The organism is Pantoea sp. y20 (assembly GCF_054903455.1).
On sequence record NZ_CM142816.1, the window covers coordinates 2,780,668 to 2,803,520 of the forward strand.

The following is a 22,853-nucleotide window of genomic DNA, read 5'->3' on the forward strand; positions in this document are numbered from 1 at the left end:
CAACGTTTAAAAAAACGTCAGCCAACGGGCGTTTACTTGCTTCCCCCGCCCGCCTCAAGTAGCCTTTATCCATTCTGAATTCTGCCAACCGAGTGCCCGCGCGCATGATTAAACGCGTTTTCTTTGGTCTGTTTTTCATCATCTTACTGATGGTGGCGACCGCGCTCGGCCTGGATCGCTGGATCAGCTGGAAAACCGCGCCCTTTATATATGAAGATGTCACCTCGTTGCCACATCGTCAGGTCGGCGTGGTCTTGGGCACGGCGAAGTACTACCGCACGGGCGTTATCAATCAGTATTACCTCTATCGCATTCAGGGCGCGTTGAACGCTTATAACAGCGGCAAGGTCAATTACCTGCTGCTGAGCGGTGATAATGCGCAGCAAAGCTATAACGAACCGATGACCATGCGCCGCGATTTGATCAAAGCGGGCGTCGCGCCGTCGGACATCGTGCTGGATTACGCTGGCTTCCGCACGCTGGATTCGATTGTGCGCACGCGCAAAGTGTTCGATACCAACGATTTCATCATCATTACTCAGCGCTTCCACTGCGAGCGAGCGCTGTATATCGCGCAGCATTTGGGCATTCAGGCGCAGTGCTATGCGGTGCCGTCGCCGAAAAACATGTTGTCGGTGCGTTTCCGCGAAGTGGGTGCGCGTTTGGGTGCGCTGGCGGATTTGTATTTGATGAAGCGCGAGCCGCGCTTCCTTGGCCCGTTAGTGCCGATTCCTGCGGTGCATGAAGTGCCGGAGGATGCGCAGAGTTATCCGGCGGTGACGCCGGAGCAGCTTTTGGAGTTAGAAGAGAAACTGCAGAAGTGACGTTTGCTCCCTGACCCTGGCCCTCTCCCGCCTGCGGGAGAGGGAACCGTGTCATGCAGGTTTTAAGTTAGAACTCGGTCTGCTCCCTCTCCCGCGAGCGGGAGAAGGTTGGGGTGAGGGGAAATCCACTACTTCTTGCGTGCGTACTTCAATGAATCCAGCGCCACGGCGAAGATGATGATGCCGCCCTTGATGATGTACTGCCAGTAAGGGTTAACGCCGATGTAGGTCAAACCGTAGTTGATCACGGTGAAGATGATGACACCGGTCACCACGCCCGCCACCGAACCCACGCCCCCGGCAAACGACACTCCGCCGACCACACAAGCCGCAATCGCATCCAGCTCATACATAAAGCCGAGGTTATTGGTGGCGCTGCCGATACGGCCTGCTTCCAGCATCCCGCCGAACGCGTAGAACACGCCAGACAAGGCATACACCAGAATCAGGTTGAACGGCACGTTCACGCCAGACACTTTCGCCGCTTCCGGGTTACCACCGATAGCGAAAATGTTGCGACCGAAGCGAGTTTTATTCCACAGCACCCAAACAAAGACGATGGCAATCACAGCGTAGAAGGTGATAAACGACAGTTTGAAATCACCAAAACGCAGGAAGCCTTGGGCAAATTTGGAGAAGCCAGGATCGAAACCGGCAATTGGCGATGCACCCACAAAGTCGTAATAGAGCGAGTTGATACCGTAAACGATAATCATGGTGCCCAACGTGGTGATAAATGGCGTTACCTTGAGGTAAGCGATGATCACCCCGTTCACCAGACCAATCACACCGCCGATGATGCACACGGTCAGGATAACCACCGGAATGGGCACGGTATCCAGATGCGGGAACACCTTGTTGGCGTTATCCATCGCCTGCAGCAGCGTAGCTGCCACCACCGCCGCTAAGCCAACCTGACGACCCGCTGAAAGGTCGGTACCCTGGGTGACAATCAAACCGGCCACGCCGAGTGCGATGATAATACGCACCGAAGATTGGGTCAGAATATTACTCAGGTTCATTAAACTTAAGAAGGTTGGATCCTGGAAAATAATAATTGCCAGCAGTACAAACAGGACAACGTAAATGCCGCCCTCTTTTAACCAGGTTAGCGCATTCTTTTTAGTAGTCGCTTTCATGTTAAAGCCCTTGCTTCATTAAAGGTGTAATGACGCTAAACGCAGGATTTCATTCTGCGAGGTCGTTTTGGTATCAACAATGCCTGCTACCTGGCCATTACTCATCACTAAAATACGATCGGTAATACCCAACAGCTCTGGCATTTCAGAAGAGATAATAATGATGCCCTTCTCTTTCTTCGCCAACTCGGCAATAAGTTGGTAGATTTCGAATTTCGCGCCCACATCAATCCCGCGCGTCGGTTCATCAAGCATCAATATTTCCGGCTGCGTTAATAACCAGCGACCAATAATCACTTTTTGTTGGTTACCACCGGAAAGCGAACCAATTTGCGTATGATGACCCGGCGTTTTCACGCGCATCGAATCAATGACCCATTGGGTATCGCTTTTCATGCGTTTATTATCGAGCAGCCCCATGCTGGATTTATACTTTTTAATATTGGAGATAAGCGAGTTAAAGCCTATATCCAGATACGCATAAATACCGGTGGAGCGACGCTCTTCCGTCACCAGCGCAAAGCCGTGGTTAATGGCTTCGTTGGCGCTGTGGTTATTAATACTCTTGCCGTGCAGCTTAATCGTACCGCCTGACTTCTCGCGAATGCCAAACAGGGTTTCGACGATGTCGGTACGCTTAGCGCCCACCAAACCGGCAATACCAAGAATTTCACCTTTACGCAGATCGAACGAGATATCACGTATCGATGGCTGACGCAGTGAGGTTAAATGGCGCACCTCAAGAATGGTTTCCCCCGGCACGTTGGTTTTATCCGGGAAGCGCTGGTTCAATGAACGGCCAACCATCATCGAGATGATTTTGTCCATGTCCAGACCTTCCAGCGGCTGGGTGGCGATCCACTGTCCGTCACGCAAAATGGTGATCTCATCACACAGCTGGAATATCTCTTCCATCTTGTGCGAGATATACACAATGCCGCAGCCACGATCTTTCAGCTTACGAATAATCGTGAACAAGTGGTTCACTTCTTTTTCGGTCAGCGATGATGTCGGCTCATCCATAATGACGATTTTGGCGTCATAGGAGAAGGCTTTGGCGATTTCGATCATCTGCATCTGCGACACCGATAAGGTGGCAACTTTATCGCGCGGATCGATATCAATATCTAATTCATCAAAGATCGCTTTGGTATCGCGATACATTTTATCCTGATCGACAAACACGCCTTTACGTGGATAACGGCCAAGCCACATGTTATCCATGACGTTGCGTTGCAGAACCAGGTTTAATTCCTGATGCACCATGGAAACGCCATTTTCCAGCGCCTCTTTGGAGCTCTTATAATCAATTTCCTCACCCTGAAACAGGATGCTCCCCGTATCCTTTTTATAAATCCCAAACAGACATTTTAGTAATGTAGATTTCCCGGCGCCGTTTTCGCCCATTAATGCATGAACAGAGTGCGGCCGCACTTTTAAATTCACATTATCTAAGGCTTTAACCCCTGGAAATGATTTCGAGACATTCGTCATCTCCAGCAGATATTCACGCTGTGTGGTCGGATTCTCACTGGCCATAATTTACCTGGCTAAATAAAGCGTTGGTCAGATGCAATAAGGCGCGGCGAAATGCCGCGCCCAGGATGAATTACTTCACAAACTGCGACAGATTTTCTTTATCTACTGGTACGTAAGGAACACGTACGATTTTGTTGTCCATCTTGAAGTTAGTGCCTGCAGTTGGCTCTTTGCCATTGGCCAGATTGTTAGCAATATCCAGCGTCGCTTTCGCCTGGTTTTCCGCATCGTTCAACACGGTACCGGCCAGCGCGCCTGATTTCACCAGCGCCAGCGCTTCTGGCAGTGCATCGACACCAAACACCGGAATGCTGGTTTTGTTGTGCGCTTTCAGCGCTTCAACCGCACCCATCGCCATCGCATCGTTATTAGCGATGATCACTTCAATCTTGTTGGCGTTCGGGCCAGAGAGCCAGGCGTCAACTTTGTCTTTTGCCTGTGCGGTATCCCACATCGCGGTATCCATCGCCAGCTGCTGCGTTTTCAGGCCGTCTTTGTTCAGGGTATCGATCACGTATTTAGTACGCGCTTCGGCATCCGGATGGCCCGGCTCGCCTTTCAGCAGCACGAACTGGATGGTACCGTCTTTGTTCAGATCCCAGGCTGGCGTGGCTTTCCAGTGCTTCTCAATCAGCTGACCCTGGATGATGCCTGACTCTTTAGAGTCGGTACCGACGTAATACGCTTTCGGGTAGCTGGCCAGCACTTTGGCGTTAGGTTCTTTGTTGAAGAACACCACCGGCACATCGTTGCCACGCGCTTTATCAATCACCACTGCCGCAGCAGCCGGATCCACCAGGTTGATGGCCAGCGCTTTCACGCCTTTCGCCATCAGCACGTCAATCTGGTCGTTCTGTTTAGACTGGTCGTTCTGGGAGTCATTCATCAACAGCTGAATGCCGCCCAATGATTTTGCTTCTTTCTCAATGTCCTTACGCACCATCGACATGAAGTTGTCGTCGTATTTGTAGATGGTCACGCCAATGCGGGTATCGGCGGCGTGCGCAGTTGCACCAAACATCATGCTGGCAACCAGTGCTGTGAGCGTGAAAACCTTCTTATTCATGGTATCTCCGGTTTTTTATGTAGGGCATTTCATTGCGCTATTTGCCTGCGGGCAAACAGCGCCGTCGGTTGTAAACCTGATAATGGGCGGACGCGTAACGCAAAGCCGGGCCACCATCGCAATCCTGACTTCCCTGTAGGTAAACGCTTCCTGAAGAGTGTTGTGAACTATTTCAATCGGCTACTGAAACCGGCTAGGAGAAGGATTTCCCAGCGTTACATGATGTTTCAGTCCGGTAAGACGCTGCCATCATAGTGAGCGGCATGTTAATTAACTGTGAATGCAATCACAGATTGGAAACGGTTACACTGCGCTATCGCCTGAATTAGTGACCGACTCCACAATTTGCCGCTGAGCGACAGAATGGCGACGCACCAGCGTTGGCATAAAGCAGTGTACAGCCAGCTGATCCAGCTCGCCTGCGGCGCCTTTAAGCGCTAATTCTGTGGCGAGTTTCGCCATAGAAACAATAGGATACCGGACCGTGGTTAACTGCGGATCGGTATAGCGGGAGATGGGAATATCATCAAAGCCAATGACAGAGAAATGCTGCGGAACCTGGATGCCGTTGTCCTTTAAAGCGGTCAATGCACCCGCCGCCATGCCGTCATTGTAGGAAAACACCGCGGTTAAATGTAAGTTACGCCCCAGCAACTCCACCATCGCTGCTTCGCCGCCTTGCATATCAGGTTCAGCATGCGCAATCCATGACTCCTGCGGGCGAATTCCCTGTTCTGACAAGGCCTGCAGCCAGCCTTCACGTCGTTGCGTTACATCCTCAATCGGGTGGCTGGAACTAAGAAAGCCGATGCGTTGATGTCCCTGTTGTAACAACATGCGCGTGGCTACCTGAGCGCCGGTAACGTTATCCAGGCAGACGCAGCGGTGTTCATAACCGGGAATTGTACGGTTAATCAATACCATACCGGGAACCTGATCCATAAACTGCGTCAGTTCGGCGTCTGAAAGCGTTTTCGCGTGCACCACCAATGCGTTACATCGTTGACGTATCAGCACCTCAATTGCGTGACGTTCCTTCTCTTCCTGATGCCAGGAGTTGCTGATTAACACGTGTTTATGCACGCGCTGCGCCACGGTATCCACCGCTTTCACCAGCGCGCCAAAGAAGGGATCGGAAACATCCATCACCACCACACCAATGGTGTCACTGATTTGCGTAGCCAGCGCCTGCGCGTTGGCGTTCGGGCGATAGCCTAACGCGTCAACGGCGGCCAGCACGGCTTCCCGGGTATCGGCGGTGACTGCACTGCTGTTGTTGAGCACACGCGACACGGTGGCTACTGACACACCGGCCTGACGGGCGACATCACGAATCGTTATCATGCAGCTGTTCCACAGAGGCTGAAAATGCGCGACAAGCGCGTAACGGCGCTATTCTGTCAGGGCATGTGAAACGACTACGTGAATCACGTCACAGCAATGAAAACGGTTACATACAATTCTGCAACCTTTGTGATGAACATCATTATCTGAGCGAGGAGGAAGGATCAGCTTTTCCCGCGGCAAGACGTGTCAGTTTGCGCCAGATCCACTCCATTGGGCCTTGCGGGAAGACGCGCAGCCACAGCACGGAAAACAGGATATTAACCAGCCAGATAGCCGGTACAAAGGCCAGCAGCTGCAGTCGATCGAACCTGAGGAACAGATCAAAGCGGTAGAACAGCGTGGTGCAAATCAGCGTCTGTAACAGGTAATTGCTCAAGGCCATGCGGCCAACGCATTGAATGGCGTAGCTGACGCGCGTTGACGCAATTTGCGGCCAGAATCCCAGGCAAAGCGCGGCATAACCGAGGCTGATAAACGGACTGGCGAGATCGCGCGGCACCTGCAGGAAAAAGCCGGTCCAGCGGAATTCCCAGCCAATCATCCACTGCGCGGCGATGCCGGGAATGGCGATCAGCCAGCCGATAGTCAGCAGCAGCGCCGCCGAACGGCGATAGTGCTGCACGCTAAATTGCCCGCTGAGCCAGCCGCTGCGCATCAATGCCGCACCAATCAGCATCAAACCCGCCAGTTGCCATCCATATTGTGACGCCAGTGCCATCAGGCCTGATGACAGATGATCCAGCCGGTTCTGCACCGCTTCCCAGCCGCCGAGCAGTTTCCAGTAGCTTTCATACTGCAGGTCCGCCGCACCCGGCAGCCAGGATCGCGTGGGATTGGGGCTGGAGACCGCGCCGAAAATCAGCAGCACGCCGCAGCCGACCAGATAGAGTAATGCGCCGGTTTGTAACAACGCGCGGTCGGAAGGCACATCACGCAGCATGCGCCAGATAATCAGCCCAATCAGGCCATAATCCAGCAGGATGTCGCCTTCCCAAAAAAAGATGCCGTGAATAAATCCGAGCAGCACCAGCAGCGTCAGACGCGCCGACATCCAGCGGCTACCGCGCGGCGCCTGCATATAAAGGCCGGCACCAAACAGCAAGGCAAACAGCGTGAGGAATTTCAGCTGCGCCAGGCCATCCATGATCGCCCACGTCCAGGCATCAGACGTAGCAGCCTCGCCGCGCCACGCCGGATTGAGATAGGCGGCCGATGGCAACGCAAAGCCGACAATGTTCAGCAGCAAGATGCCGAGAATGGCGCAACCACGAATGAAATCCAGCGCGAGATAGCGTTGCATCGAGTGCCCTGACGGAGAGAGGAAATCGGGCAACAGGCTGTTGCCCAAACAGATTAGCTGTGACGAACCGCGCGCAAAAACTCCTGACGCGTGTTCTGGCTGGATTTGAACAAGCCACCCAGTGAAGTGGTGGTGGTGGCGCTGGTAGCATCTTTTACGCCACGTGCTTTCACGCAGTAATGCACCGCATCAATCGACACCGCAACGTTATTGGTGCCGAGCAGCGTTTGCAGCGCCACCAGCACTTGCTGCGTCAGGCGCTCTTGCACCTGCGGACGCTGGGCAAAGAACTGCACGATACGGTTGATTTTCGACAAGCCAATCACTTTCTCTTTCGGGATATAGGCCACGGTGGCTTTGCCATCGATAATCACAAAGTGGTGTTCGCAGGTGCTGGTCAACGTGATATCACGCACCGTTACCATCTCATCCACTTTCATCTTGTTTTCGATGACGGTGATTTTCGGGAAGTTGGCGTAATCCAGACCTGAGAAAATCTCATCCACATACATCTTAGCGATGCGGTGCGGCGTTTCCATCAGGCTGTCATCTTCCAGATCCAGGTTCAGCAGCTGCATGATTTGCGTCATGTGACCGGCAATTTCGCGTTTGCGCGCGGCGTCATCCATTTCACGCACCGGGGCACGTAACGGTGTTTCCAGACCACGCGCCAACAGCGCTTCGTGAACCAGGGCGGCTTCCTGACTTAAGGTGCTCATTTACTCTTCTCCGACAGGTGATGCGCCCGCGGGTTTTCGCCCACGGGGGAAATTCTGAGCGCGTATTGTGAAATACTCCGCGCCCTTAATCCAGTAATCATTCTGATAAGCTTTTCATCACGTACGGCGACGTAAAACCAGCATTCCCGCAAGGATTAAGCTGGCGCCCGCTACCCATAGCGCGGGTTCCAGCTGATGCCATAGCATGCTGGAAATCCACGACAGCAGCGGACCGCCCAATTGCCCGACCGCATAACCGGTGGTGAGCAAACCGGCAAGATAGCGCGCATGCTGTGGTGCCAGCTCGCGCCCATATTGCAGCGTCAGCTGCACCACACACAGGAAGCCGCCGCCGATCAGCGCTGCGCCCAGCATCAGGCCATTCAAGCCGGGCAGCACAATCGCGGCGATAACGCCCAGCGCCTGCGCCCACAACACTATGGCCAGCCGCAGATGGCTGCTGCCCCAGTGACGCGTCAGAATACCTAACACGATGCCGATCACCGCCGCGCCACCAAACACCGGCCAGACAAACTGGGCAAACGCGCTGTCAGGAAAACGCGCCGCCGCCATTTGCGACAGAAAAGTGGCGGGCAGAATGTAGCCAAAGCCGGCGAGGCTGTAACTCAGCACCAGGCGCTTGAGATTGCCATTCAGCACCAGCGGCGATGCAGCTTGATCGGGGCGATGTAACTGGCCGGTGCGCGGCAGGAATCGCGCAATCGCGGCAATCAACAACAGTGCCAGCAAACCGTAAGCCGCCCACGCAAAGGCCGCGCTGACACCGCTGGCGTGCAGCGCCACCGCCAGCATGCCGCTGATAAAGATGCCGGTGCCGGGTCCGGCAAACACCGCCGCCAGCAAGCCGGGACGTCCGTGATGATGTAGCTGGTCGCTGGCCCATGCCGCCAGCAACACCATCGCCCAGCCGCTGGCCCAGCCAATCAGGAAACGAATCAGGCCATGTAACCACGGACCGCTGACGCAGGCCGAGAGCAGCGTTAAAATCACTGCGCCCCACACGCCCGCCTGTAAACGCCACTCGACGCGGTTGCGCGCACGCATCGCATCAAACGAGCCAAACAGATAGCCGAGATAGTTGAGTGCCGCCACCAGACTGGCGCTGGTGAGCGTCAGTTGATGGTCCTGAATCATCAGCGGAACCTGCGGCGTGAAAGCAAATCGCCCAATCCCCATCGCAACCACTAAACTTAAGAACGCGCTAAGCGCGACACGAAACGCCATACCGACCTCAGAATTTTTTATCACTTGTCACTAGCATGCATGACGTTTAAACTCACGAAAAGTGAATAATACTAACCAAGTTGCTTACGAGAAGAGAATATGGATTTAGTACAGCTCCGCATGTTTTGCTCCGTCGCCGAATCCGGTTCGCTGGCGCGTGCCGCCGAGCAACTCCATCGCGTACCTTCTAATCTCACCACGCGTCTGCGCCAGCTGGAAGATGAAATTGGCGTTGATCTGTTTATTCGTGAGAAGCAACGCATTCGCCTGTCGCCGATGGGCCACAATTTTCTTAACTATGCGCAGCGCATCCTGGCATTGAGCGATGAAGCGCTGAACATGGCGCGCGCCGGTGAGCCGGGCGGTAACTTCGCGCTCGGTTCGATGGAGAGCACCGCCGCGACGCGCCTCCCTGCCCTCCTTGCGGCCTATCACCAGCGTTTTCCCGCCGTGGAACTGTCACTGATCACCAATACTTCCGGTGAAATCATCGACAAAGTGCGGGAAGGCACGCTGGCCGCTGCGCTGGTGGATGGCCCTGTGGCGCACGACGATCTCAACGGCTGCATTGCCTTTAATGAGCAGATGGTGCTGATCACCAGCCCGGAACATGCGCCGATTGCCAGCGCGCGCGATGTGCAAGGCGACACGCTGTTTGCTTTCCGCAACAGCTGTTCCTATCGCACCAAGCTGGAAGCCTGGTATCGCGAAAGCCAGACCGCGCCGAGCAGCGTAATGGAGATACAGTCTTACCACGCGATGGTGGCGTGTGTGGCCGGCGGCGCGGGCGTGGCGATGATTCCCGCCTCGGTGCTGGCGCAAATGCCAGCCCGCGCCCGCGTGCAGGAGCATGCGTTACCGCCAGCTTACCGCGATACCGCCACCTGGCTGATGTGGCGGCGCGATGCGTTTACACCCAATGTGGAAGCACTGAAATATTTGATTATTGAACTGTTTGACGATCGCCCGGTTAACGACGAGTTACGGCATCCGCTGCACGTTGCCGAGTGAATTTCTGTTTTATCGACATCACGACCATCGGGGCCACTTACCCCGCATCTACAGGAAGAGGGATTGCATGAACATGATTAAAACCCGCGCCGCCGTTGCCTGGGCAGCTGGCGAACCGCTGAAAATCGAAGAAGTGGATCTGATGCCACCGCAAAAAGGTGAAGTGCTGGTGCGCATCGTGGCCACCGGCGTGTGCCACACCGATGCTTACACCTTGTCGGGACAAGATCCGGAAGGCGTATTCCCGGCGATCCTCGGCCACGAAGGCGGCGGCGTGGTGGAAGCGGTGGGCGAAGGCGTGACCAGCGTGGCCGTCGGCGACCACGTGATCCCGCTTTACACCCCAGAGTGCGGCAAGTGTAAGTTCTGTCTCTCGGGCAAAACCAACCTGTGTCAGGCGATTCGCGCCACCCAGGGCAAAGGTTTGATGCCAGACGGCACCACCCGCTTCTTCAAAGACGGCAAGCCGATTTTCCACTACATGGGCACCTCAACCTTCTCTGAATACACCGTGGTACCGGAAATCTCGCTGGCGGTGATCAGCAAAGAAGCGCCTCTGGAAGAAGTGTGCCTGCTGGGCTGCGGCGTCACCACCGGCATGGGCGCGGTGATGAACACGGCCAAAGTAAAAGAAGGCGACACCGTGGCGATCTTCGGCCTCGGCGGCATTGGTTTGTCGGCGATTATCGGCGCGAAGATGGCGAAAGCCGGTCGCATCATCGGTATCGATCTCAACACCAGTAAATTCGATCTGGCGCGCAAACTGGGTGCCACCGATCTGATCAACCCAAAAGATCACGATAAGCCGATTCAGGATGTGATCGTTGAACTGACCGACGGCGGCGTCGATTTCTCCTTCGAGTGCATCGGTAACGTTAACGTGATGCGTTCGGCGCTGGAGTGCTGCCACAAAGGTTGGGGCGAATCAGTGATTATCGGCGTGGCTGGCGCGGGCCAGGAGATTTCTACCCGTCCATTCCAGCTGGTGACCGGTCGCGTATGGCGTGGTTCCGCTTTTGGTGGCGTTAAAGGCCGTTCACAGTTGCCGGGCATCGTGCAGGATTACCTCGACGGTAAATTCGCCCTGAACGATTTCATCACCCACAACCTGCCGCTGGAAGAGATTAACGACGCCTTTGATCTGATGCATGAAGGGAAATCCATCCGTACGGTGGTGCATTTTACTAAGTAATCAGGAGACGTTATGGCTTCCACTTTGGAGCTGTTAGAAGAGCATCGCATTTTTGGTGGCTGGCAGCAGCGCTGGCGTCATCAGTCGGCCGTGCTGAACTGTCCGATGACCTTCAGCATTTTTCTGCCGCCGCCGCAGAGTGACGCACCGCCGCCAGTGGTGTGGTTTCTCGCCGGATTGACCTGCAGCGATGAGAACTTCACCACCAAAGCCGGCGCCCAGCGCGTGGCTGCGCAGCTGGGTTTGGTGCTGATTATGCCAGACACCAGCCCGCGCGGTGACGAGGTGGCGAACGACAGCGGTTACGATCTCGGCCAGGGCGCAGGTTTCTACCTCAACGCCACGCAGCAGCCGTGGGCGGCGAACTTCCGCATGTTCGATTACCTCAGCGCGGAGCTGCCGGAGTTGGTGGCGGATAACTTTAAGCTGAGCGATCGTCAGTCGGTGATGGGTCATTCAATGGGCGGTCACGGTGCGCTGGTGTTGGCATTGCGTCTTGGCGGACGTTTTGCGTCTGCTTCTGCCTTCGCGCCAATCGTCAATCCTACCGAAGTGCCTTGGGGGCAGAAGGCCTTTGCCGCATACCTGGGTGAAGATCGTCAGACGTGGCGTGAATGGGATAGTTGCCTGTTGATGCGTGACGTGGAACAGCGCTTGCCGATTCTGATTGATCAAGGGGATAGCGATCAGTTCCTCGCCGATCAGCTGCGTCCAGAGCGACTGGAAGCGGTGGCGCGTGAGCAAGGTTTCCCGCTGGAGCTACGCATTCAGCCAGGTTATGACCATAGCTACTTCTTTATCGCCAGCTTCGTGGAAGATCATCTGCGTTTCCACGCGAAGCATTTGTTGGTGTGATGGTGCTGGCTGGCCTCTCAGTATGTGCTGGCTGTCCTCTCGGTATGTGCTGGCTGTCCCCCTCCTCGGTCCTCCCCCATTAATGGGGGAGGAAGATGCTGCCACATGTCAGTGATGAAGCTGCATGTGGCAGCGTCTCCTTCCTCCGCTTGCGGGGGAAGGCCGGGATGGGGGACAGCGTGCACCTGCTTAACTACACCAACGTCTCCGCCAGCCCGTCGATCATCACCTGCGGCATGCCGCGTGAGCAGTGCTCGATACGGCCGCGCACGCCATACACCTGCGCCAGCGTCTCCGGCGTAATCACCTGCGACGGCTCGCCGTCCGCCAGCAGATTGCCATCCTTCAGCATCAGCGCGTGATCCGCATGACGCAGCGCGATGTTGATATCGTGCACCACCACCACCGTCACAATATTGCGCAACCGGGTTTCACGACGCACCAGATCCATCACGTGGAACTGGTAGTTAAGATCCAGCGCGCTGAGCGGTTCATCCAGCAGCAGAAGTTCCGGACGGCGAATCAGCGATTGCGCCAGACCCACCAACTGCTTCTGCCCGCCCGAAAGCTGATCGAGATAGCGCATGGCTAAATGCGCGATGCCAAGCTGCTCGAGTAGATGCATGATCTCCGCTTCGCTCGAGGCGCTGTGCAAGCCACCCGACGCACGCTGCGCCACGATAATCGACTCCAGCACGTGCAGATGCACGCCCGCCGGCAAACTTTGCGGCAGATAAACCACACGCTGCGCCCGGCGCGCAAACGGCTGGCTCATCAGCTCTTCACCGTTCAGCCACAGCTCGCCCTGCCCTTTGCCCAAGCCAGCCAGCGCGCGCAACAGCGTTGATTTGCCGCAGCCGTTGGGGCCAAGCAACACGGTGATTTTGCCCTGCGGCAGTTCCGGCACGTTGAGATCGTCAATCACCTTGCGCTTCGGATAACCGGCGGAGAAATGCTTGAGACGTAATCCCTGCTCCATTACACCGTCCCCCGATGACGCAGAATAATGCTGAGGAAGAACGGCACGCCGACCAGCGACGTCACAATTCCCACCGGAATGATCACGCCGGGAATCAGGTTTTTCGACGCCACCGAAGCCAGCGACAGCACCAGCGCACCGACCAGCGCGCTGGCTGGCAGGTAATAGCGGTGATCTTCACCAAACATCATGCGCGCAATGTGCGGCGCGACCAGACCGATGAAACCAATTGGGCCGACAAACGCCACCGCCAGCGCAGAGAGAATACTGATGCGCAGCAGCGTTGCCAGGCGCAGACGGCGCACGTCGATACCGAAACTCACCGCGCGATCTTCACCGAGGCGCAGCGCGGTCAGCTTCCAGCTGCTGAGCATCGAGAACGGAATCAGGATGGCAAAAGCAGCGGTTAATACGCCGAGCTTTTCCCACGAGGCGCGCGCGAGGCTGCCCATGGTCCAGAACACCAGGCCCTGCAAAGTATCTTCGCTGGCGATGAACTGCATCATTGAGACTAATGCGTTGAAGGTGAACACCAGCGCGATACCAAACAGCACCACGCCAGAGGTCGAAACTTTGGTCCAGCGCGTCACGCCATCCAGCATTAAGGCGGCAAAGAGCGCAAAAACAAACGCGTTGGCGGAGATAAACCACTGATCCGGCACGCCAGGAATGCCGATACCGAGAACGATGGCCAGCGCCGCACCAAAGGCCGCCGCCGACGAAACGCCGAGCGTAAACGGGCTGGCAAGCGGGTTATTCAGGATGGTTTGCATCTCTGCACCGGCGAGGCCAAGCGAGAAGCCCACCACCACCGCCATCAAGGCGTACGGTAAACGAATATCCCAGACAATCACGCGGGTGCCCGCATCGACCGCATCGGGATGCGTCAGCGTTTGCCATAAGGTGTCAAGGGAGAGCCCAGCCGGGCCGAGGGTGAAATCAAGAATCACTGACGCTAATATCGCCAGCACCAGCACGACAATTAACATCAGTCGCTGGCGCAGAACCTGACGATAACGCGTCATGGTGTCGGTTTCGAGGCCGTTTTCCGCCAGCAGCGTGGCGTCGGTGGTACGCATTGTTCTACCCGTTTCTTGTCGAAATCATAACGGCAGCCACAATAGTGCAGGTGATAATAATTATCAATTCAATCTGAGTAACAAAATCCAAAACAACGCGCAATAAATTGCGCCGCTACTACACGTGCACCTTATTCGTAGCGGCGCGATTTATCGCGCAAGGGTATGACTACTCTTTAAACGTCGGGAATTCCATCTCGCTGTATTTCACGAAGCGCGAACCGCGTGTCAGCTTGTAGCCCAACCAAATAATCAGGAACAGCGGCAGACCAATGTAGGTTGCGGCCACGCCATACCAATCAATGCGGTCAGCGAGGAACGCCTGATAGTTCTGTCCCAGCGTAATGATCAGACACAAAATGAAAGCGAAGATCGGTCCCAGCGGGAAGAAGCCCGAACGGTACGGCAAATCGGCCAGGTTGTGACCCTGCGCGATATAACCGCGACGGAAACGGTAATGGCTGATGGCGATACCCAACCAGGCGATGAAACCGGTCATGCCTGAGGTGTTCAGTAGCCACAGGTAAACTTCCTGGTTACCAAATTTCGAGCTCAGGAAGCACAATCCCGCCACCACAGTGGTAGCAATCAGCGCGTTACGCGGCACGCCACCTTTCGACAGCTTGCCGAAAATGCGTGGCGCTTTACCTTCGCGTGCCAGGTTGAACAGCATACGCGTTGAGGCGTACATGCCGGAGTTACCCGCTGACAGTACCGCCGTCAGAATCACCGCGTTCATTACCGCTGCCGCCGAGAGCAGACCGGCATTCTGGAACACCAGCGTGAACGGGCTGATGGCGATATCGGTGACATCGTTATGCAGCAGCTTCGGATCGGTGTACGGCAGAATCAGGCTAATGATTAGAATAGCGAAGATATAGAACAGCAGAATTCGCCAGAATACCTGACGCACCGCACGCGGAATGTTCTTCGCCGGATCCTCAGATTCACCGGCCGCGATACCGATCAGCTCGGTGCCCTGGAAGGAGAAGCCAACGATCATCGCCACGCCTATCATCGCAGCAAAACCACCGGCGAACGGCGCTTCGCCCACGGTCCAGTTATGCCAGCCGGCGTTTTCTGCGCCGCGCATGATGCCGGTGATCATCAACACGCCAACCACAATAAAGATGATGACGGTGGTCACTTTGATCAGCGAGAACCAATATTCCGCTTCGCCGAAGCCTTTGACTGAGATGTAGTTGAGCAGGAACATCAGGCCAAGGAACAGTGCGCTCCAGATCCAGCCGGGCGTGTCCGGGAACCAGTAGTTCATGACGAGCTGCGAGGCGACGAGGTCAACGGCGATGGTCACCGCCCAGTTGTACCAATAGTTCCAGCCCAGCGCGAAGCCGAAGCCTTCTTCAACATATTTTGAACCGTAGGTGGAGAAGGAGCCAGAAACCGGCATAAAGGCCGCGAGTTCGCCGAGGCTGGTCATCAGGAAGTAAACCATCAGGCCGATGAGCGCATAGGAGAGCAGCGCGCCGCCGGGTCCGGCCTGAGAAATGGTGGCACCCGAGGCGACAAACAGGCCGGTACCGATGGAACCACCAATGGCGATCATGGTGAGATGACGCGCTTTTAATTCACGGCGCAATCCAGGTTGTTGTGTTGTTTTTGAGTCATTATGCATGTGTAAACGCTATGCTGGATAAAAATGAGGCGAGATTGTAGCAGCTAGCCCCAAGCTGTATAGCATTCACGTCGGGTTATTAGTTACCTTCATGATCGGCCGGGAATTATTAGCCGCAGCGTGATCAGCGCTGTGATTATTCACGGCAATACGACAGGAAACGGCTTAAAGCTTTGGACACATGCTTCTGTCGATGATGGATGCGATACAGCGTGCGCGTCAGGCGCGGCAATGGGATCGCGACTTCCACCAGCGTGCCGGCTTCCAGCAGATCCTCAATCACCCGCCGCGACAAACAGCTGATGCCCATGCCGTGACGCACCGCGTGTTTAATCGCCTCTGAATTGCCTAACTCCATGCCGAGCTGAAACTGTGGCAGATGCGACAGCAGCAGATAATCAACGATCTCGCGCGTGCCTGAACCGCGCTCGCGTAGAATCCACGGCGCGGCGGCGAGCGCTTCCAGCGTAATCGGCTGCTGCAGGATGGCGGCATCCGGCGCGGCAAACACCACCAGCTCATCTTCCAGCCACGGCTCGCTGATAATATCCAGCTCGTGGCACGGACCTTCGATCAAACCGATATCGACGCGAAAATCCGCCACCGCATTAATCGCATCCTGACTGTTGCCGACGCTCAGCTCCAGCGGCAACGCGGGGAAATCGCGGCGATAGGCGGCGATCATGCCCGGCAGCAGGTAATTACCAATGGTGCTGCTGGCGAACAGGCGAATCGCCCCGTTATCTTCCTTAAACAGCTGTTCGATTTCGCCCGCCTGCTCCATCAAACCCACGGCACGCGGATAGAGTAAACGGCCATGCTCATTCACCACCAGCCGCTTACCGACGCGGTCAAACAGCTGCACACCGAGTTGGTTTTCCAAATCTGCTAACGCGGCGCTCACCGCCGACTGCGACAGCGCCAGCACCTGCGAGGCCTGCGTCGTCGAGCCGCTCTTCAGCACTTCGGTAAACACTTCAATCTGGCGCAACGTGATGTGCATGCGGTTTCCTTATATTACTTATTCTGGTTAATTATAAATATATTATCAATTTTACTTTTATACCAGCACAGCGCAGGCTTGAGGCAGAGATTGAATGTTAGAAGGTCGCCAGGAATGGTGCCCCTACAGGAGAAAAGTATGGCTGAGTTAAGCGTGAATAAAACCCCGTTTCATCTACATCACTGGCTGCCGGGTTTACTGTTGACCGTGGCGATTGCCGGTACCGCGGCGTGGTTAAGCAATCAGTCGTGGTTGGCCGGGGCCGGATTCGGTGCGCTGACGTTAGCGATTATTTTGGGCATCGTGCTCGGTAACACCCTTTATCCGCAGATGGCCGGCGCCTGTGACAGCGGCGTAATGCTGGCGAAACAGCGTTTGCTGCGCCTCGGCATCATCCTGTATGGCTTTCGTATTACTGTGCAGCAGATTGCTGATGTCGGTCTTAGCGGCGTATTGATTGATGTGATGGTTCTCAGCTCCACTTTCCTGCTGACCTGTTTTATCGGCATTCGTCTGCTGAAGATGGATCGCGAAACCGTGTGGCTGATTGGAGCGGGCAGCAGTATTTGCGGCGCGGCGGCGGTGCTGGCGAGTGAACCTATCGTTAAGGCTGCGCCGTCAAAAGTGGCGGTGGCTGTTGCGACTGTGGTGCTGTTTGGTACCGTTGGCATCGTGCTGTATCCGATGTTGTGGTCGCTGCTGCCAACGGTCAGCGCGGAACATTTCGGTATCTTCACGGGTTCGACGTTGCATGAAGTAGCGCAGGTCGTTGCGGCAGGACACGCGATGGGTGCCGAGGCCGAAAACACCGCCGTGATTGCCAAAATGCTGCGCGTGATGATGTTAGCGCCCTTCTTGCTGATGCTGGGAAGCTGGCTGAAACGTCAGCGTAGCCACAACGCACAGCAACAAGCGATTCGTTTTCCCTGGTTCGCGCTGCTGTTTATTGTGGTGGCGCTGTTTAACTCGCTGCATCTGCTGCCTGCCAATATTGTTAGCACGCTGAATCAGCTGGCCAATCTGCTGCTGGCGATGGCGATGGCTGCGCTGGGTTTGACTACGCGCTTCAGCGCCCTTAAACAGGCTGGCTGTAAACCCTTGCTGCTGGGATTGGTGATGTTTGGCTGGTTAATTCTCGGCGGCGGAGCACTCAATGTGCTGGTGCAACATTTCATGGCGTAACCGCATCCGCTATGATGGGCAGCTTTGCAGCAGCAATCGCCCAATCAGGAGAGCGGCATGAAATATATCGGCGCACATGTCAGTGCATCAGGCGGCGTGGACCAGGCAGTTATCCGTGCCCACGAACTCGAAGCCACAGCCTTTGCGCTGTTCACCAAAAATCAGCGCCAGTGGAAAGCCGCACCGCTGTCAGGAGAAGTGATCGATGCGTTCAAAACCGCCTGCGATCGTTACAACTTCACCTCCGCGCAGATTCTGCCGCACGATAGCTATTTAATTAACCTCGGCCATCCGGTGATGGAAGCGCTGGAGAAATCGCGCGAGGCTTTCCTCGATGAGATGCAGCGTGCCGAGCAGTTGGGTTTGACCTTGCTGAACTTCCACCCAGGCAGCCATCTGAAGCAGATTGAAGAAGAAGCCTGCCTGAAGCGTATCGCCGAATCGATCAACATCGCGCTGGATAAAACCAGCAGCGTGGTGGCGGTGATCGAAAACACCGCCGGTCAGGGCAGCAATCTCGGTTTCCGCTTCGAGCACCTCGCCACCATTATTGAACACGTAGAAGATAAGTCGCGCGTTGGCGTGTGCATTGATACCTGCCACGCGTTTGCTGGCGGTTACGATCTGCGTACCGAAGAAGCCTGCGCCGAGACCTTCAGCGACTTTGAGCGCATCGTTGGTTTCCAGTATCTGCGCGGCATGCACCTGAATGATGCCAAGAGCACGCTGGGCAGTCGCGTCGACCGCCATCACAGTCTGGGCGAAGGCAATATTGGCAAAACCGCGTTTAGCTGGCTGATGAAAGATAAACGTTTTGACGGCATTCCCATGATTCTGGAAACCATTAATCCGGATATCTGGAAGGATGAGATTGCGTGGTTGAAGTCGGAGCAGCAGGGTTAATTATCTGATTAAACAAAAGGGAGCCGCAGCTCCCTTTTTTATGTGTGACGAAGATTACGCGGCTTTAACCAGCTCTTCTTCCGGTCTTTTCAGGATGGCGTAGCCAAGTCCCGCTACCGCAGTACCAATCACAATCGCCAGCAGATAACCCAATACTGGGGTAATCGCGCCTGGAATCAGCAGGACGAACAGACCACCGTGCGGTGCCATCAGTTTCGCGCCAATCGCCATGGAAATCGCACCGGTTACCGCGCCGCCAATGATACAGCACGGCAGCACACGCATTGGATCACGCGCCGCAAACGGAATCGCACCTTCAGAGATGAAGCACAGCCCAAGCACCAACGCCGCTTTACCACCTTCCTGCTGACCTTTGTTGAACTTACGACGCGCAACCAGCGTCGCCAGGCCCATCGCCAGCGGTGGCACCATTCCGGCTGCCATAATGGCCGCCATCGGTGCGTAGGTTTGTGAACTCAGCAGACCAACACCAAACGCATAGGCCACTTTGTTCACCGGACCGCCCATGTCGGTACACATCATGCCACCGAGAATCGCGCCCAGCAGCACTGCGTTCGCGGTACCCATATTGGCCAGCCAGGTTGTCAGGCCAGTCATGATGCCCGCCACCGGCTTACCTACCACGTAAATCATCAGCAAACCGGTAATTAAACTCGCCACCAGCGGAATGATTAGAATCGGCTTCAGCGCTTCCATACTCTGCGGCAGTTTCACTTTGCTGCTGAGCATCTTCGCGGCGTAACCGGCAATGAAACCGGCGATGATACCGCCCAGGAAACCGGCGTTAATGCTGGTGGCGATCATACCGCCAATCAAACCAGGCGTCAGACCCGGACGATCCGCAATCGAGAAGGCAATGAAACCGGCTAACACCGGCACCATCAGCGCGAAGGCGCTGCCGCCACCGATCTGCATCAGTGCAGCCGCTAAGGTGCCCGGCTCTTTAAATGCGGTGATACCAAAGGCAAATGACAGCGCGATGCTCAAACCACCGGCAACCACCATCGGCAGCATGTAGGACACGCCAGTCAGCAGGTGACGATAGGCACCGGCTTTCTCTTTGCTGTCGCCCTGTGCGCTGGCAGCCTGATTGCCGCTCGGCTGATAGGTTTTCGCTTCGGCCTGCGCTTTATCCAGCTCCTGTGCAGTTTTCTTCAGCGCCAGACTGGTTGAGGTGCGGTACATCGGCTTACCGGCAAATTTCGCCAGATCCACATCGATATCAGCCGCGACGATCACCAGATCGGCCGCCGCCACTTCTTCTGGGGTAATCGCGTTGCCTGCGCCCACAGAACCACGGGTTTCAACTTTCACCCACCAGCCACGCTTGGTCGCTTCGGCCTGAATAGCTTCAGCAGCCATAAAGGTATGCGCCACGCCGGTTGGGCAGGCGGTCACCGCCACAATGCGTTTCTGTGCAGCGCTCTGCGCAGCTACTGGCGCGGCAGCGGTTGCAGCCGCAGGCTGCCAGGTTTTGGCACTCGCTTTGGCTTGATTGATTGCCGCCAGCGGATCGCGCAGCGCTTGCTGCACATCAACCAGCGCCAGCGATTTACCGACCAGCTCTGCGTCGTGCGGCACATTGTGGCCAGCAACCAGCACCAGTTCAGCTTCGGCGGCATTATCGGTCAGAGTCAGGCCAGCTTGTGCCGCCGTCGCGCGTAAACGTTCCAGCGCCAGATGTCCTGACGCCAGTCCCAGTGAAAAATCTTTTATCAGCAGCGTTTTCATTATCGCTCTCCTGCTGTTAGTTAACGGGTTGTAAGTCGACGCGCGCCATCATCGCGGCCAACTGGGTACGATCTTTCACGCCAACGTTGCTTTGGCTGACGGCCATCGCCGCCACTGCCGTCGCCAGACGCAGCGTGTGCTCGCTGGATTCACGCATCAGCAAGCCGTAAATCAGGCCGCCGACCATCGAATCGCCGGCACCGACGGTGCTGACCACTTCGCAGGCAGGCGGTTTGGCGATCCATTCGCCGGAGGCATTCACCCACAGCGCACCTTCCGCACCGAGAGAAATCACCACGTGCGCAATACCTTGCTCACGCAGTTCATGTGCAGCACCGATCACGTCCTGCAGCGCAGGCAGTTTGCGACCAGCCCAAATCTCCAGCTCGCGGCGGTTCGGTTTCACCAGCCACGGCGCGGCTTTCAGACCGGCGACCAGCGCTTCGCGGCTGCTGTCGAAGATGATGCACGGGCACAGCGTGCGCAGATCGCTCATCCATTTGGTGAAGGCTTCTGGCGCCACGCCGGCTGGCAGGCTGCCGCTGACGCACACCATGTCGAACTGGCCGAGCCAGGTGAGAGAATCGGCGGTGAAGCGCTCCCAATCCTGCGCGGTGACCTCAAAGCCAGAGAAATTCAGGTCGGTCACATCGCCGTCTTTTTCGGTCAGCTTAACGTTGATACGCGTACGGCCCTGCACCACCTGAAAACGGTTGGCGATGCCGAGTTCGCTGAACAGTTGCTGAAAGCCGTCCTGATTCTCTTTGCCGAGGAAACCGCCGACGGTGACATCGATACCGAGATCTTTCAGCACTTTGGCAACGTTGATGCCTTTACCCGCCGCGTGCAGGCCGGTGGTTTTCACCAGATTGACTTCGCCGCGCTCAATTTCTGGCGTGTATCCGACCAGATCGTAAGCCGGGTTTAAGGTAATTGTTGCGACACGACGGCTCATGCAACCCCCTCGCCTAAACCAGAATTGATCGCTTCTTCAATTGCGTTCAGCGCCTGCTGTGCATCTTCGCCGCTGGCGGTAAAGCGCAGGCGATGGCCTTTTTTCACACCGAGCGCAACGACTTTCATCAGGCTGCGGCCGTTAGCAGGCTTACCGCTGCCATCGAGATTGGTTACGGTGATGTCACTGTTGAACTGTTTAATGACGGTCACCAGCGCCGTACCCGGACGCGCATGCAGACCGTGTTCGTTGCGGATGGTGAATTCAGCGGTCAGCAGCTCGGCAGCTTCATCGACTTCGCTGGTCAGCAGCGCCAGGATACCGGCGGCATCGGCTTTCAGCAGACGTTCAGCTTTGTTGCTCAGCAGCAGATTGCTGAGATAGCCCAGCACTTCCAGCGGACGCTGATCGTTAGCCGCCACGGTCAGCAGCAGCGCGACGTTTTCGCCCTGATGCTGGAATGGCGCTGCCGCGCGGCTTACGGCCACTGCGCTGCCGAGATTGCCGTTGGCGCTGTCGCTCAGCCAGATGCCCTGACCGAGGCTCAGCGGGGCGCGGGAAATCACGTCAGCAATAAATGACGCGTCCACCGCGCCTGCAGCCTGCAGACGTCCGGCGTTCAGTGCCTGTAACATGATTAAATCGCTGGCCGCCACATCAACGGCAATCAGCGAGGTATCGAATTTGAATTCTGCGGCCTGGTTTTCGCCCATCAGCAGCGCACGCAGATCTTCCGCCGAGGCGGTTTTCAGCTGTTCAGCAATGCTGTCATCACTTAATACGTGAGTGAGCTGGCGCAGCAACGCGAGGTGTTCATCCGATTTAGCGGCAATACCGATCGCCACATACGCCGTTTGCCCTTCGCCCCAATCCACGCCCTGCGGGAACTGATAAACCTGGACACCGGTTTTCAGCACCAGGTCGCGGGTGTCGGTGGTGCCGTGCGGAATGGCGATGCCGTTACCCAGGAAAGTGGTGGTTTGCTGTTCGCGCGCCAGCATGCCGTTAACGTAGCCTTCGGCCACATTGCCTGCAGCGGTTAACGCAGCGGCAACCTGACGAATGGCCTCTTCTTTATTCTGTGCGCTAGCACCGGTATGAATGGCCTGAACTTTGAGCTGGAACAT

Annotated in this window: 20 protein-coding genes; 6 read left to right on the forward strand and 14 right to left on the reverse strand. The window is 56.1% G+C overall.

Annotated elements, in window-relative coordinates:
* The first annotated feature begins 104 nt into the window (after nt 1-104).
* A complete protein-coding gene (sanA, locus tag ACYAC5_RS12985) occupies nt 105-824 on the forward strand; it encodes an outer membrane permeability protein SanA (RefSeq protein WP_008104952.1) in 720 nt (239 codons plus the stop codon).
* Nucleotides 825-952: 128 nt separating this feature from the next.
* Here the strand turns inward: sanA and mglC are convergent, their stop codons facing one another.
* From mglC to ACYAC5_RS13020, 7 genes are all read right to left on the reverse strand, one after another.
* Complete coding sequence (gene mglC, locus ACYAC5_RS12990) at nt 953-1,963, reverse strand: galactose/methyl galactoside ABC transporter permease MglC (protein ID WP_007889502.1); 1,011 nt, start codon at nt 1,961-1,963, stop codon at nt 953-955.
* An 18-nt stretch (nt 1,964-1,981) separates the two neighbouring features.
* Nucleotides 1,982-3,502 carry a galactose/methyl galactoside ABC transporter ATP-binding protein MglA gene (gene mglA, locus ACYAC5_RS12995; RefSeq protein WP_110866613.1) on the reverse strand — a complete coding sequence of 507 codons (1,521 nt, stop codon included), beginning with the start codon at nt 3,500-3,502 and terminating at the stop codon, nt 1,982-1,984.
* A gap of 70 nt (nt 3,503-3,572) precedes the next feature.
* The gene (gene mglB, locus ACYAC5_RS13000) at nt 3,573-4,568 is read right to left on the reverse strand and encodes a galactose/glucose ABC transporter substrate-binding protein MglB (RefSeq protein ID WP_101763715.1); all 996 of its coding nucleotides are present in this window, start codon (nt 4,566-4,568) and stop codon (nt 3,573-3,575) included.
* Nucleotides 4,569-4,871: 303 nt separating this feature from the next.
* Nucleotides 4,872-5,912, reverse strand: coding sequence for an HTH-type transcriptional regulator GalS (galS, locus tag ACYAC5_RS13005; protein ID WP_192233338.1), 1,041 nt, complete (start codon nt 5,910-5,912; stop codon nt 4,872-4,874).
* 142 nt (nt 5,913-6,054) lie between these two features.
* On the reverse strand, nt 6,055-7,215 hold the full coding sequence (gene yeiB, locus ACYAC5_RS13010; RefSeq protein ID WP_101763713.1) for a DUF418 domain-containing protein YeiB: 1,161 nt from the start codon (nt 7,213-7,215) through the stop codon (nt 6,055-6,057).
* Nucleotides 7,216-7,268: 53 nt separating this feature from the next.
* On the reverse strand, nt 7,269-7,934 hold the full coding sequence (gene folE / locus ACYAC5_RS13015; protein WP_049852430.1) for a GTP cyclohydrolase I FolE: 666 nt from the start codon (nt 7,932-7,934) through the stop codon (nt 7,269-7,271).
* Between the two features lie 117 nt (nt 7,935-8,051).
* Entirely contained in the window at nt 8,052-9,179 is a 1,128-nt protein-coding gene (locus ACYAC5_RS13020) for a YbfB/YjiJ family MFS transporter (RefSeq protein WP_210081368.1), read from the reverse strand.
* Between the two features lie 99 nt (nt 9,180-9,278).
* Here ACYAC5_RS13020 and ptrR point away from each other — a divergent pair, with 99 nt between their 5' ends.
* The 3 genes from ptrR to fghA all read left to right on the forward strand — a co-directional run bounded on the left by ptrR (nt 9,279) and on the right by fghA (nt 12,237).
* Nucleotides 9,279-10,190, forward strand: coding sequence for a putrescine utilization regulator PtrR (ptrR, locus tag ACYAC5_RS13025; RefSeq protein WP_101763711.1), 912 nt, complete (start codon nt 9,279-9,281; stop codon nt 10,188-10,190).
* A gap of 67 nt (nt 10,191-10,257) precedes the next feature.
* Nucleotides 10,258-11,382 (forward strand): S-(hydroxymethyl)glutathione dehydrogenase/class III alcohol dehydrogenase, encoded by a 1,125-nt coding sequence (locus ACYAC5_RS13030; protein ID WP_064739274.1) that lies wholly within the window; start codon nt 10,258-10,260, stop codon nt 11,380-11,382.
* Between the two features lie 12 nt (nt 11,383-11,394).
* Nucleotides 11,395-12,237, forward strand: coding sequence for an S-formylglutathione hydrolase (gene fghA / locus ACYAC5_RS13035; protein ID WP_137386162.1), 843 nt, complete (start codon nt 11,395-11,397; stop codon nt 12,235-12,237).
* 193 nt (nt 12,238-12,430) lie between these two features.
* On the opposite strand, the gene ACYAC5_RS13040 is transcribed toward fghA, so the two are convergent.
* The 4 genes from ACYAC5_RS13040 to yieE form a co-directional block, all read right to left on the reverse strand.
* Nucleotides 12,431-13,216, reverse strand: a complete 786-nt coding sequence (locus tag ACYAC5_RS13040; RefSeq protein ID WP_110866609.1) for an ABC transporter ATP-binding protein — start codon at nt 13,214-13,216, stop codon at nt 12,431-12,433.
* Nucleotides 13,216-14,295: a FecCD family ABC transporter permease gene (locus tag ACYAC5_RS13045; RefSeq protein WP_462061884.1), complete on the reverse strand. Its 1,080-nt coding sequence runs from the start codon at nt 14,293-14,295 to the stop codon at nt 13,216-13,218. The genes ACYAC5_RS13040 and ACYAC5_RS13045 overlap by 1 nt, the downstream gene beginning before the upstream one ends.
* 169 nt (nt 14,296-14,464) lie before the next feature.
* Nucleotides 14,465-15,931: an amino acid permease gene (locus ACYAC5_RS13050; protein WP_101763707.1), complete on the reverse strand. Its 1,467-nt coding sequence runs from the start codon at nt 15,929-15,931 to the stop codon at nt 14,465-14,467.
* A gap of 136 nt (nt 15,932-16,067) precedes the next feature.
* Nucleotides 16,068-16,934, reverse strand: coding sequence for a DNA-binding transcriptional regulator YeiE (yieE, locus tag ACYAC5_RS13055; RefSeq protein ID WP_101763706.1), 867 nt, complete (start codon nt 16,932-16,934; stop codon nt 16,068-16,070).
* Nucleotides 16,935-17,072: 138 nt separating this feature from the next.
* Between yieE and ACYAC5_RS13060 the strand changes: the two genes are divergently transcribed.
* Both ACYAC5_RS13060 and nfo read left to right on the forward strand, forming a co-directional pair.
* The gene (locus tag ACYAC5_RS13060) at nt 17,073-18,116 is read left to right on the forward strand and encodes a YeiH family putative sulfate export transporter (protein ID WP_377725738.1); all 1,044 of its coding nucleotides are present in this window, start codon (nt 17,073-17,075) and stop codon (nt 18,114-18,116) included.
* Nucleotides 18,117-18,173: 57 nt separating this feature from the next.
* The gene (gene nfo / locus ACYAC5_RS13065; protein ID WP_101763704.1) at nt 18,174-19,019 is read left to right on the forward strand and encodes a deoxyribonuclease IV; all 846 of its coding nucleotides are present in this window, start codon (nt 18,174-18,176) and stop codon (nt 19,017-19,019) included.
* 54 nt (nt 19,020-19,073) lie between these two features.
* Here the strand turns inward: nfo and fruA are convergent, their stop codons facing one another.
* Genes fruA through fruB form a run of 3 tightly spaced genes read right to left on the reverse strand, consistent with a single transcriptional unit; the run spans nt 19,074 to nt 22,853 of the window.
* On the reverse strand, nt 19,074-20,771 hold the full coding sequence (gene fruA, locus ACYAC5_RS13070) for a PTS fructose transporter subunit IIBC (protein ID WP_462061886.1): 1,698 nt from the start codon (nt 20,769-20,771) through the stop codon (nt 19,074-19,076).
* Nucleotides 20,772-20,787: 16 nt separating this feature from the next.
* Nucleotides 20,788-21,726: a 1-phosphofructokinase gene (fruK, locus tag ACYAC5_RS13075; protein WP_101763702.1), complete on the reverse strand. Its 939-nt coding sequence runs from the start codon at nt 21,724-21,726 to the stop codon at nt 20,788-20,790.
* Nucleotides 21,723-22,853, reverse strand: coding sequence for a fused PTS fructose transporter subunit IIA/HPr protein (gene fruB, locus ACYAC5_RS13080; RefSeq protein ID WP_462061887.1), 1,131 nt, complete (start codon nt 22,851-22,853; stop codon nt 21,723-21,725). The genes fruK and fruB overlap by 4 nt, the downstream gene beginning before the upstream one ends.